This window comes from Cupriavidus consociatus, from assembly GCF_017814975.1.
Classification (GTDB): Bacteria; Pseudomonadota; Gammaproteobacteria; order Burkholderiales; family Burkholderiaceae; genus Cupriavidus; species Cupriavidus consociatus.
The window spans coordinates 26,707-38,682 of sequence record NZ_JAGIQA010000029.1 but is presented as its reverse complement, the minus strand read 5'-3'; the positions used below and the strand labels follow the sequence as shown (position 1 = coordinate 38,682).

General features: G+C 66.9%; 11 protein-coding genes. 6 read left to right on the top strand and 5 right to left on the bottom strand.

Going from position 1 to position 11,976, the window contains the following annotated elements; all coding sequences use genetic code 11:
• Window positions 1-28: 28 nt before the first annotated feature.
• The 3 genes from J8I82_RS29920 to J8I82_RS29910 form a co-directional block, all read right to left on the bottom strand.
• On the bottom strand, window positions 29-2,314 hold the full coding sequence (locus J8I82_RS29920; protein ID WP_209763080.1) for an AMP-binding protein: 2,286 nt from the start codon (window positions 2,312-2,314) through the stop codon (window positions 29-31).
• Window positions 2,315-2,406: 92 nt separating this feature from the next.
• A complete protein-coding gene (locus J8I82_RS29915; RefSeq protein ID WP_209763079.1) occupies window positions 2,407-3,909 on the bottom strand; it encodes an AMP-binding protein in 1,503 nt (500 codons plus the stop codon).
• Window positions 3,910-3,931: 22 nt separating this feature from the next.
• The gene (locus J8I82_RS29910; protein WP_284183223.1) at window positions 3,932-4,729 is read right to left on the bottom strand and encodes an iron-containing redox enzyme family protein; all 798 of its coding nucleotides are present in this window, start codon (window positions 4,727-4,729) and stop codon (window positions 3,932-3,934) included.
• 147 nt (window positions 4,730-4,876) lie between these two features.
• Here J8I82_RS29910 and J8I82_RS29905 point away from each other — a divergent pair, with 147 nt between their 5' ends.
• From J8I82_RS29905 to J8I82_RS29880, 6 genes are all read left to right on the top strand, one after another.
• On the top strand, window positions 4,877-5,170 hold the full coding sequence (locus tag J8I82_RS29905; protein ID WP_209763077.1) for an acyl carrier protein: 294 nt from the start codon (window positions 4,877-4,879) through the stop codon (window positions 5,168-5,170).
• An 18-nt stretch (window positions 5,171-5,188) separates the two neighbouring features.
• On the top strand, window positions 5,189-6,721 hold the full coding sequence (locus tag J8I82_RS29900) for an alpha/beta fold hydrolase (protein WP_209763075.1): 1,533 nt from the start codon (window positions 5,189-5,191) through the stop codon (window positions 6,719-6,721).
• Window positions 6,722-6,792: 71 nt separating this feature from the next.
• Window positions 6,793-7,812: a PLP-dependent cysteine synthase family protein gene (locus J8I82_RS29895; RefSeq protein WP_209763073.1), complete on the top strand. Its 1,020-nt coding sequence runs from the start codon at window positions 6,793-6,795 to the stop codon at window positions 7,810-7,812.
• A 17-nt stretch (window positions 7,813-7,829) separates the two neighbouring features.
• Window positions 7,830-8,507: a GNAT family N-acetyltransferase gene (locus J8I82_RS29890; protein ID WP_245180280.1), complete on the top strand. Its 678-nt coding sequence runs from the start codon at window positions 7,830-7,832 to the stop codon at window positions 8,505-8,507.
• The gene (locus tag J8I82_RS29885) at window positions 8,504-9,445 is read left to right on the top strand and encodes an amidohydrolase family protein (RefSeq protein WP_209763070.1); all 942 of its coding nucleotides are present in this window, start codon (window positions 8,504-8,506) and stop codon (window positions 9,443-9,445) included. The genes J8I82_RS29890 and J8I82_RS29885 overlap by 4 nt, the downstream gene beginning before the upstream one ends.
• Window positions 9,446-9,448: 3 nt before the next feature.
• Window positions 9,449-10,762: a cytochrome-c peroxidase gene (locus J8I82_RS29880; RefSeq protein WP_209763068.1), complete on the top strand. Its 1,314-nt coding sequence runs from the start codon at window positions 9,449-9,451 to the stop codon at window positions 10,760-10,762.
• Window positions 10,763-10,793: 31 nt separating this feature from the next.
• Here J8I82_RS29880 and J8I82_RS29875 read toward each other — a convergent pair whose 3' ends face one another.
• Together J8I82_RS29875 and J8I82_RS29870 are read right to left on the bottom strand one after the other, a co-directional pair.
• Window positions 10,794-11,195: a RidA family protein gene (locus J8I82_RS29875; protein WP_209763067.1), complete on the bottom strand. Its 402-nt coding sequence runs from the start codon at window positions 11,193-11,195 to the stop codon at window positions 10,794-10,796.
• The gene (locus tag J8I82_RS29870; RefSeq protein ID WP_209763065.1) at window positions 11,192-11,971 is read right to left on the bottom strand and encodes a 4'-phosphopantetheinyl transferase family protein; all 780 of its coding nucleotides are present in this window, start codon (window positions 11,969-11,971) and stop codon (window positions 11,192-11,194) included. The genes J8I82_RS29875 and J8I82_RS29870 overlap by 4 nt, the downstream gene beginning before the upstream one ends.
• Between the last annotated feature and the right edge of the window lie 5 nt (window positions 11,972-11,976).

The window sequence follows — 11,976 nt, the reverse complement described above, 5'->3', positions numbered from 1 at the left end:
GTCCTGTTTCGCTTTGTGTCGCTTTGTGTCAGCGTTCCAGTTCATTCAGCAGCAGTGCCTCCGCCTCGGCATCGGAAAGCGCCATCACGTCGGCCTCGGTGCGCTCGCCTGCGGTGTGCCCCCCCACGCGCGAAACGGCCGGCAACGCCTGCGCACGCGGCGCCGCCGCGCTTGCTGCCGCTTCGCCTGCGCCGACCGCCAGCGCCTGCGCGGCGCCCTCCATGCCGGCGAGATAGTTAGCCAGCGCATCGATATCAGGGAATTCCCACAGCATGGCCGCGTCGAGCGCGAGGCCGGTCGACTCGCGCAGCTTGAGCGCCAGTTGCAGCGCGATCATCGAATCGAAACCCATCTCGGCCCACGGCGTTTTGCGCGAGACGCGTGCCTCGTCCGTCTTCGTGAACGCGGCGACGATCCGGACGATGCGGCGCTCGGCCTCCTGCTTCAGCGCCGCCGCGCTGGCCGGGGCGGCGTCCGCGTCAAGCCCGACCGCCAGGGCTGGCGTGACCGCCATAACGTCCGCCAGGCCGGTCTGGCCGGCTAGCCGCCCCTCGGTCCACGTCGCCACCACACGAAGCTCACCTTGCAGGTACGCGCGCCGGCACAACGTCCGCGCAATCTTGCCGCTCGAGGTCTTCTCGATCGAGCCGGGCTCCACGAGCACCACGGCGTGCGGCGTTACGCCGAATTCTTCGTTGACGGCCATCACGATTTGCCGCGCCGTCTCGCCCGCGTCCAACCCCCGGCGCAGCCGCCGGCCAACCTCCTGGATGATGACAAGGCCTTCCTCGTCGCCCGCGGGCACAGACACAGCCGCGCCATAGCCGCGTCGCAGGTCCGGTACGCCGTCCTGCACGCATGCCTCCACGTCCTGCGGATAGATGTTGCGGCCGCGCAGGATCAGCATGTCCTTAACGCGCCCGGTCACATATAGTTCACCATCAATCAGCGCCCCGAGGTCGCCCGTGCGCAGGTAGCCGCGCGCGTCGTCGCCCCATCCGGGCAGCGTCGCCCTGAACGTCGCGTCGGTCGCCGCGGCGTTGTTGAAGTAGCCGGACCCGATGCTCTGACCGCGCACCCAGATCTCACCGATCTGGGACGCATTGGCGACCGGCAGACCCGCCGCCGTCACGATACGGATATCGACGCCCAGCCCGGGTCCGCCGCACGACACCAGGCGCCTGCCATCTTGGTCGTCCGCCGCCACGCGCTCGATGCGGCCCTCGGCCAACTGGCGCGTGCCAACGTCGAGGTAGCGCGCCCCGCCGCCTTTCGCGCCGCCAGTCACCATCAGCGTCGCCTCGGCCATGCCGTAGCAGGGATAGAACGCTTGCGCCGCGAAGCCGTGTCTTCTAGCCGCCTGCTGGAACAGCACGATCGTATCGGGATGGATCGGCTCGGCGCCGCAGAACGCCATGTCCCAGCTCGACAGGTCCAGCGCCGCATCCTCCGGCGTCAGGGCGTCGAGCGCTGCCGCGGTCATCTGATAGGCGAAATTGGGACCACCCGACGTATGTGCGCGATGCGTACTGATGGCGCGCAGCCAGCGCAGCGGCTGCTGCGCGAAGTCCACCGGCGACATCAGCATGGCGCAGGAGCCCACGGAAGCCATCTGCAGCACGACCGACAGGCCCATGTCATGGTAGAGCGGCAGCCACGACAACACGCGCGAGTGCTGGGTGTGACCCATCAGCGCGGCGATGACGCGCTGGTTGTCGAGGATATTGCCGTGCGTAATCATCACGCCCTTCGGCGTGCCCGTGGAGCCCGACGTGTACTGCAGAAATGCCAGGTCGTCGGTCGACGGCAGCACCGTGGTCTCGCGCCGCTGCCCTTCGCCGGCTGCCAGCAGCCCGTCGTACGTCTCGAACTCGCAGCCTTGGAAGAGCCCCTCCGTGGCCTGCAAGCCGGCCAGCGTCGCCAGCGACTTGTCCGGCGCCACGATCAGCGTCGCGCGGCTGCTGTCGACGATCGCCTGCAGCTTCCGCCACTGCACGACCTTTCGGGTCTGTTGCGGCTGAAAGGCCGGCACGGCCACCATGCCCGCCGCCAGGCAGCCGAAGAACGTGCCGACGAACGCCATGCTGGTCGGCAGCAGTAGTATCACGCGGGTGCCGCGAGGGCAGCGCGCGCGCAGTCCGGAGGCGATTGTCTGCGTGGCGTCGTGGAGCTGGCGAAACGTCGCCATGCACTCCACATCCTCCCCGTCGCGCAGTATGGTCAGTGCGTGCTGATCGGGGATCCGCTCACGCCATGCCGCCAGGGTCTCGATGACGGAGTGCGGCTGCGCCAGGGGAAAATAGCCGGGATTCATGGTGGTCGTTCAGGATGAGAAGAGTCGGTTTCCATGCTTCGCAAGTACGGGCGCACGGAGGATCTCCGGGCGCCCGCGCTAGTGGGCGAGAATCAGGCCTGCGCCAGGAAGGCGGCCGCGATGGCCTTCCGGTTGAGCTTGAGATTGCGGGTGCGCAGACCGTTGTCGGCCGTGAACTCGCTGCCCGTGAATACGATATGCCGCAATTGCTGTTGCGCCGGCAGGGTCTCGTTGACGGTGGCGATGTGTTCCCGCAGCGCCTGCGTCACCGCGCGGTCCTCGTGCGCGCGCGTGGCCACGACCACGCTGAGCCCGGGCCGATCGCCCGCCAGCACTACGGCCACGTCGACGCGCGGATCGCGGCAGATCAGCGACTCGATGGGCTCGGGGTGGAACTTCTCGCCGTTGCTGGTAATGATCGCGTCCTTCTTGCGGCCGACCACGCGCAGAAACCCGTCGTCGTCGAACTCGCCGATGTCGCCGGTCGCCACCGCGTTGGAAGCTAGAAACGTCGTGCGCGCGTCCTCCTCCGACGCCTCGAAATAGCCGAGCGAGAGCAACGCTTCGCGCCAGATGATGACCTCACCGTCCTCGGCGAGTGTCACCGACCCCGGCTCAGCGGGCATGCCGACGGTGCCGATGCGCACGCGCCCCGGCTTGTTCCAGGCGACCATGCCGGCTTCGGTGATGCCGAAGGCCTCGTACAGCGGCACGCCGCACTCCCAGAAGAAGTCCAGCGCATTGCGTTTGATCGGCGCCATGCCGGTGACCATGTAGCGCATGTTGTCGCCGGTCAGATGGCGCAGGCGCGTGGCCAGCGCTTCCGGGCTGGCGCCAGCGCCCGCACCAGCGCGGGTCAGGCTGTGCAGCGTCTCGTACAGCACCGGCGGCGCGATGACGAAAGTCGGCCGGTACGCCTGCAGCGACGGGAGCAAGCGCTGGAACGGCACCGACACGAAATCGACGCCGTGGTATAGGCAGAAGTAATAGACCATTCGCTGCTGGTAGTTCGCAAACGGCAGGAAGGTCAGGAAGCGCTCGGCCGGCTCTACGCCGAACGCGTCGAAGTAGAGATCGATCAGGTGCTCCGTGCCCGCAGCGCTGACAATCAAGCCCTTGTTCCTGCCGGTCGTGCCCGAGCTGAACACCAGGGAATGCGTGTGCGGCGCATGCCGGATCGGACGCGCGCTCACAAGCGCTTCATGGTCCGGAGCGAAGCGCGATATGTCCACCACGCGATGAGGCAGCGGTGCCGATGGCGGTAGCCACTGCGGATGCACTAGCAACAGCGTCAGGTTGTAGGCCTCGACCAGTTCCTCCAGGCCGCGTTGCGGCTTCTCATTCGGAAAGGCCACCGAGACGCACTCGAGGGCGGCGCAGGCGAGATCCCACACCATCCACGCATAGCCGCTCGGCGCGGCGATGCCGATCCGGCAGCCCGGTGCCAGGCCGATCTCCTGCGCGCGTCGCACCGCAGCCTGGACGTCGGCATGCAACCCGTCGAACGTGTGCCAGCTCTCGTTGCCCTTCTCGTCCACGAATGTCAGCACGCATGCACTGCCGCGCAGCCGGCCAGGAATCTCCCGGATCTTCATCGTGTGCCTCCCTCAGGCTGGCTCAGGCGAGCGCGGCGGCCGGCTCGCCGGCATCGCGCAGGCTGTAGTACTTCTGCGCCGCGCTCTCATACATGTTCCAGAACAGCTTGCAGGTATGCCGCACGGCGTGAATCGCCTCCTGCTGCATCTCGAAGGTGTCGCACACGTCGGCGACGAGGCTGATGCCTTCCGCCACGTGCGCCACATCCTCCTTCTGGTGCACGGAGAAGAACAGCGTGTCCTGCTCGGTCAAGCCATAGCAGTTCGCGAGGATCGTGTGTCGGGCATCGCCTGCGCGCGTCTCGAGGCTCTGCCCCTCGCTGGCGATCATTACCGCGGCCGCGCCGATGTGATAGGTCTTCTCGCCGTGGCAGTTGTCAAGGCGATAGTGGATGAGCTCCAACGTGGCGTCGGACGGCGTCCACACGTCGCGCTCCTCGTCGGAGATGCCTTGAGCGCGGATGAAATCCTCCATCAGCTCCACATGGTTCTTCGTCTTCGAGAAGCGACCCGTTTCCTCTTCGAACATGTTGAAAAGCAGGCGGCGCTTGTGCGCCGATAGCGGGCAGCGGTAGTGCAGCGTCTCGATGTACTCGAGAAAGAACTTTGTGATCTGGTAGCCCTCGAGCGAGATGATCTTGAGCAGCAGCCAGTTCCGCTCCGGCGTGAATAGCTCCTTGAAGATGGGGTGGTCCAGCGTCAACTGTTCATCCAGCGTTACCCGGAGCGCCTGGGCAAACGTGGCTCTATCCATGGCGGCCGTTGCAACCGTGGCGGCGTCTTGTGTCATAACAAGCTCCCTGTCGTTGGTCGTGGCCACTGTAATTGGACGGGATGCCAGTGGGTACCTGTCCGTTTGGACGGAGTCCTCTGTGGAGTCGAGGACCCTGTACTCCCGTGCAGGTAGTCAGGCGCGCGGGTGCACCGGTATAAATCTCTACGCCTTGCCTATCCACCGGAGAACGCCATGGAGCAACCCGGAAGCCCGCTCGCGCCCGCGCAGCGGGCGTCGATCTTCGAATCGTTCGTCTCGCTCGTCCCGCAGATCGCGCCGACCGACCTCTCGGAGCAGGTGCTGACCGCCGAGACGACGCTCGGCAGCGACCTAATGCTCGACTCGATTTCGATGCTCAGTCTCGTGGCCTTGGCCGAGGAGCGCTTCGGCATCAGCCTCGCGGATCACACCGACGCGCTCGCGAACATGCTCACCATTGGCGATGCCGTTGACCTGATCGAGACACTGATCCGATCAAGGCACTGAGCCTTCAGGGAAATGGACATGACCGACCTCGAACGCCAGTCGCAGCGCCGCTCGGAGGACCCAGACGCCGACTCCGGCGTCGATTCACCGGGCACGCCGCTAGACAAGGCGATCCGCCGACTGACTGAGACCCTAAATGAAGTGCGCCGGCGGCGCGCCGATTATTTCGCCTCCGTGCCGCTCGCGCTGCCGGCCGATGACGCTGGCGAAATCCGTCACGTGGACACCATGGCCTTCGCGGCGTTCCCGACCGGCGCAGCGCGGACGTTGCCCCCCGGTGATCATGTGGTGCACGGCACGCCCGTCTGTTCCTGGCGTGCGCTGATTGCAGCAGTGGCGGACGCGGCCGGCATTCCGGTACGGGACATTGGCACGACCGACGCGGTCTCGGAACTGATGCTGCAGGACTTGCGCCACCTCGATGCCGAGCAGCGCGGTACGCACGCGACGGAAGCGGCGACCCTCGGCGAGATCCGCCTGCCACAAGACAGCGCCCTCGACTGGCGCGCGCGCGTGAACGCGCTCGTCGCCGCAAGCGAGGCCGTGCTCGCGCGCGGCGACGTGCCGTCCTTTGAGTCGCTGCCAGGCTTGCAACGGTGTACGACCGCGGACGGCAGCGCGTATTACCGCTGTGGCAATGGTGGCGACGGTCGCAGCGGCTCCGCCCTGCTGCTTGTCAACGCGTTCGGCATGACGCTCGACGTCTGGCACGACCTCGTGCGGCACGTTTCCGCGTACATGACGATCCTCGTGCCGGCCGATGACGACGGGCCGGGGATGCCTTCCGGCGTGCCTCAGACCTACTATGCGACGCCCGATGCCCACACGATCTTCCTGCACCGCTTTGGCGCGATCCTGCGCGCCGAAGGCCGCGTGTCCTGCCACGTGGCCAGCTGGTGCGGCGGCGCCAAGCTCGCACTCGAACTGGCGCACGCGAGGCCCGAGGCCATCGCGTCGCTCGCGCTGCTTGCCCCGTCATTTGCCGGCGCGCGCAGCGACGCGGGCGCCGATTCGTCGTTCGAGGTCAGCCTGAACACCATGTGCCAGCTGGTCGCCCGCATGCCGCAGGCGGCGCAGAGCATGGCGAAGTCCATGGTCTCCCTGCTGCAACGCAACGATGCCGCGTCGCCCGAGCCGGACGGCGCCGCGATCTTCGAGCGCATGGACGCGGCCACGCAACACTGGCTCCACGCGCCGTTCCTGTCACCGGAAAACATGGTCGCTTACAGCCGGCAGCTGCTGAATTTCCGCACCCATGGCCTGGACCATCTGCCGGCCGGCGGGCTCGAAATGCCGCTGATGCTCGTGACCGGCGAGCGCGACACGATGACCTGTGCGAGTAAGGCACGCGATATCTGCGGCCGGCTGCGCGAACCGCTGCACTTCGAGATGCGCCAGGCCAGCCACTACTTCATCCACCAGAACAGCGAGCTCGTGGCGGCACTGCTGCTTGCCTTCGTGCGCGACGGCACCGGCACAGCGCCGCCGCATCCACGACTGGCCACCCTGCCCGCGCAACGTGCCGGAGCGCTCGTCCTGGGGGAAATCTGACGTCCGGCGACACCACTACCCGCCGCTCGCCGCCGTTTCACAAACGCTACCAGCTGCACGGAGATCGACTCATGTACGCAAACAGTGTCGCCGAGCTCATCGGAAACACCCCATTGATCAGCTTGAAGACGCTTTCGGATCGCGAGCGCGGCATCCATGTCTACGGCAAGCTGGAATGTCATAACCCCGGATACAGCATCAAGGACCGCAGTGCGCTCGAACTGCTGAACCGTGCCGAGCGGGACCACGGGATGCAGCCAGGATGGTCGGTCGTGGAGTCCACCTCCGGCAACATGGGCCACGCGCTCGCCATGCTGTGCGCCACGCGCGGCTACCACTTCATCTGCGTGCTAGACCCCAAAACGCCGAAGAGCAATGTCAACCTTGTGCACGCCTTCGGCGGTCAGGTCGAAATGGTGGAGAAGCCTGACGAGACCGGCAGCTACCAGCGCAAGCGTATTGCGGTGGCGAGGTCGATCGCGAGCAGGCTGCCGGACTGCATCAACCTGGACCAGTACAACAATCCAGCGGCCATCGACGCACACTATTACTCCACCGGCCCCGAGATCTTCTCGCAGCTCGCCGGCCGCGTTGATGCCGTGGTCAGTTCCGCCAGCACTGGCAGCCACCTGAGCGGCGTGGCCCGTTACCTGAAGGAGCGCAACCCCGAGACGCGCGTGCTGGGCGTTGAGCCGCAGGGTTCGGTGGTATTCGGCGGCACGTTCCGGCCGTTCCTGCAGAACGGCACGGGCCTGAGCTTCCAGCCTGGCAATATCCGCACCGATTCGGTGGACGAGGTGATCAAGATTTCCGACCACGACGCCTTCGTCTCGTGTCGGCGGCTTGCACTCGACGAAGGCCTGCTATTAGGCGGCTCCTCAGGCTCCGTCGTCGCCGCGGCGCGGCGCTATATCGGGGGCATGTCCGGGCCCGCCAATGTCGTGTTGCTGCTCGCCGACAGCGGCCTGAAGTACCTGGACACCGTCTACGACGACCACTGGCTCAGATCCCACCAGCTCGGCGGCGTCATCGAAGACGTACTCAAACAAAGTCCGTCGCGCCATCGCGACACCTCGCAAACCTGCCTCTGACCCTCCTTGCGACAGCCATGATCGAATCCCTGCGAATGCACGCCGAAGACGGCGCCCGCTATGCCGTGACCAGCGGCGCATGCCAACCCGCACACATTCACTACCGCTGGGCGGCCGAGATTGGCGATGACCTCGCGCCCCCCATCATCGCGCTGATGCGCGACACCACGGAAAGCGCTCCGGTCATCGGTTTCGCCGAGCAGATCAATGACGACGAGGCCAACGCCTACATCGCGGAACTGCGGGCCAACCTCGCGGCCGGCAAGGTCCGCCTACTGACGATCTTCGCGGATGACAGCACGCTGATCGGCCTCTGCACGCTGCGCCGCAACCTCAACCCGAACAACCGCCACATCACCGACCTCGCCAAGGGCATGATCCACCGCGACCACCGGGGCGGCGCGGTGCTGCCCGCGGCGTTCGTCGAGATCGCGCTGCAGTGCGAGGCCGACGGCGTCGAGCTGGTGACGCTCGACGTGCGCGCCGACACGCCGGCCCACCGGATCTGGACGCACTTCGGCTTTGAGACCTACGGCGTGCTGCCCGATTACGCGCGCGCGCAAGGCAAGACGCACGCGGGCCACTTCATGATGCAGAAGGTGACGGATCTGAAGCAGCGCGCCGTCGCCCGGATCACTGCCTTGTTGCAGCCCGCAGTCGACCGCGACGGCGCGGCAGAAGTGCGTACGGCATGAGCGCGGTCCTGTACGACGGCGAGATCGTCGACGCTCATTGCCACATCGCGTCGACGCGCTTCATCCCGCGGGCCTTCTACGAAGGATTCTGCAGCAACGTCGTGGCGCGGCTGCGGGCGAACGGCGTGAAGAAGAGCTTCGCGGACGTGCTTGAGACGTACCTGAAGCAGAGCCAGGACCATGACGGCGATGCGCTGACGGCCGACATGGACGCCGCCGGCATCGCAAGCAGCGTGGTACTACTGCCGGACTTCAGCTACGTGATGGACAGCGAACTGACGATCGCCGAGATGTTCGCCGAGCATCACCGCATCGCGCAGCGCCACGCGGGGCGGCTGATAGTTTTCGCCGGCGTGGATCCGCGCTGGGGAGCTGACGGCGTAGCGCTGTTCGAGAAGGGCGTGCGCGAGTACGGCTTCCGCGGCCTCAAGCTGTACCCGCCCTGCGGCTACAGTCCGAGCGACCCTGCCCTTTATCCCTACTATGAGATCTGCGGCGCTCACGGCCTGCCGGTGCTGCTGCACATTGGCCCGACCTCGCCCGCGCTCGACTTTTCGTTTTCGCACCCGCTGCTCATCGAGCGCGCCGCGATCGATTTCCCCGCAGTCAACTTCATTCTCGCGCATGGCGCGATCCACTACACCGACGTGTGCGCGGCCCTGTGCGCATACCGACCGAACCTCTATCTCGACATCAGCGCGTTCCTTGGCTCCATGCACCCCGGCGGCTGGCAGGCCGCGTTGGGCGAGCTGTTCCGGATGGGGGTCAATCACAAGATTCTGTTCGGCACCGACTGGCCGGTGTTTCGCAATTCCGGCGGTCACAAGAAGGTGATGGAGATGTTCCTCGCCGCGGACGGCCCGTTGCACGGCCTGGCGCCCCAGCAACGCGTCTGGCTGATGTCGGGCAACATCCAGCGCCTGCTCACGGAAGCCTGAGCCATGACCGAACAGCACACAACGCGCGAGCGTGCCGCGCCAAGGACACTGCCCCGCAAGCATCTGCTGCTCGCCGTGGCATTCGCCGTAGCCGCGCTCGCCGCCACGGCAGGATCGCTGCGCGACACCTGGCAGGGGTTAGAGAACGCGGATCGCTGGACGGACGATGAGCGCGCCGTCCTAGGCTCCATGCGCCACGACGCCAATGCCGCGGCACCGGCCGATCCGTCCAACCGCGTCGCCAGGTCGCCGCAAGCCGCTGGGCTCGGCGAGCGCCTCTTCCATGACACCCGGTTCAGTCGTAACGGCGCGGTGTCCTGCGCGAGCTGCCACGACCCGGCCCGCCAGTTCCAGGACGGCATCCCGCTGGGCACCGGCATCGGCATCGGCAAGGGTCAGCGACGCACCATGCCGGTCGTTGATATCGCCGCCAATCCCTTTTTCTTCTGGGACGGACGGGCAGACAGCCTGTGGGCGCAGGCGCTCGGCCCAATGGAGAATCCGCTTGAGCATGGCGAGACCCGTCTGCATGCCGCGCACGTGATCCAGCGGCACTACCGCGCCGAGTACGAGGCCCTGTTCGGGCCGATGCCCGATCTCGCCGGGCTGCCACCGCATGGCTCGCCGAACGGCACCGCTGATGAGCGCGCCGCGTGGCAGGCACTCCGCCCTCGTTCGCAGGAAGCAGTCTCGCGCGTCTTCGCCAACATGGGCAAGGCCATCGCGGCCTACGAGGCGAGCCTGCGATATGGCAACTCGCGCGTCGACACATACATTCGTGGCGTGGTGGAGCGCCGCCCCGACCTGCTCTATGCACTGGACAGGCATGAGAAAGCCGGCCTGCGGCTCTTCATCGGCAAGGCGCAATGCGCAACGTGCCACAGCGGCCCCTTGCTAAGCGATCACCATTTCCACAACACTGGGATCGCACCGCTCGACCCGGGTAATCCCGATCGCGGCCGCGCCGCGGCCATCGCGCCAGTGATGGCCGACGAGTTCAACTGCCTGGGCCGTTTCAGCGATGCCCGCCCCGAGCAGTGCGAGGAACTGCGGTTCATCGCGCAAGACGACCCGCGCATGCTCGGCGCCTTCAAAACGCCGACCCTGCGCAATGTCGCGCAGCGTGCTCCGTACATGCACGCGGGACAGCTGGTGACGCTGGAGGACGTGATCCGCCACTACAGCGCTGCGCCGAGGGCGGCCGTCGGGCACTCAGAACTCAAGCCGCTCGCCCTGACACAGGCCGAGCAGGCGCAGTTGCAGAGCCTGCTGCGCGCACTGTCCGGCCCGGTGCAGACCGCCGCGGACACGCCATGACCGCCGCGTGGCCACTGGCGCCAATCGTCGGCTATAGGCTGGCAGCAGTTCGGTCCCGCACGGCCACGCCCATCACCTTGATCTTGCCGCCATATGGCAGCGCCGCCGCCTCGTAGATGGTGCGCGCCGGAGGACGCGCCGGGTCGAACAACCCGGCGAACACCGCGTTGACCTCCGCGACCGCAGCCAGGTCGGCAAAGGCGATGTCGACGAACACGAGCTCGTCAGGGCGGAACCCCGCCGCCTCCAGCGCGCGGAACAGGTTGCCGAACGCCAGCCGTGTCTCCTCTGCCGGACTGCCGGGCACGTACCGGCCCTGCGCGTCGAGTGCCAGCTGGCCGCTCAGGTAGCAGGTGTCGCCTGCGACGACCGCGTGACTGATCGGGGCCGACCATTGGGGCAATCCCGCCCCTGAGGTGAAGTACTGCTTCATGCCGGGTGCTCCTGGTTGAGAAATCCTGATGTGTCGCCGATCCTGCCGCCGACCCCGCCGCCAATCCCCACCGGCGCGGCGACCGCCGCCAGCCTGGCGCAGGCGGGCAAGTCGCCCGCTCCGGCCGCCGGCACCCGCATTCGCGTTTGCAGCAGGCGCGCCCCGGCGGTTCCCTCCTCGTATGGCACCACCACGGCCAGCGTGGCGCCCTCGAGCCGGTGCCCGATGCCGGCCCAGCGCCGGCCATGGAAGCAGACATGCGCCAGCGGGGCGTCCAGCGCCTGCCAGCCGACCTGCTCGGGCGGAAACCGGAAGCCCATGCCGGCCGCCTTGAGCAACGCCTCCTTCAGCGTCCATAGCCGGAAGAACGCCGCGTCGAAGCTCGCCTGCCGTGCCAGCCACTGCCGCTCGCCACGATGGAACACGCGTTCAGCCAGCGTTGCGGCCATTGCAACCGGCCGGTGGCATTCGATGTCGACGCCGACCTCGCCCGAGGCGATCGCCACGGCGACCGCCGCCCCGCAGTGGCTGAGATTGAACCGGTACGGAAATGGCGCGGTCGCCTCGGGCTTGCCGTACACACCTTCGGCATAGCGCCACGCGGATGGCTCAACGGCCGGCACATAGTCCGACATCACGCATCGCTTGAACGCATGCGCGCCGATAAACCGGGCCCGCAACGACTCGCGCACAAAGCGCCGGCTGCGCGCGCGCTCACGCTCGCAGAGCCAGCCCGTAAGCGCCGGCGGTGACCAAGTCAGCCAGACGTCTAGCATGAGGC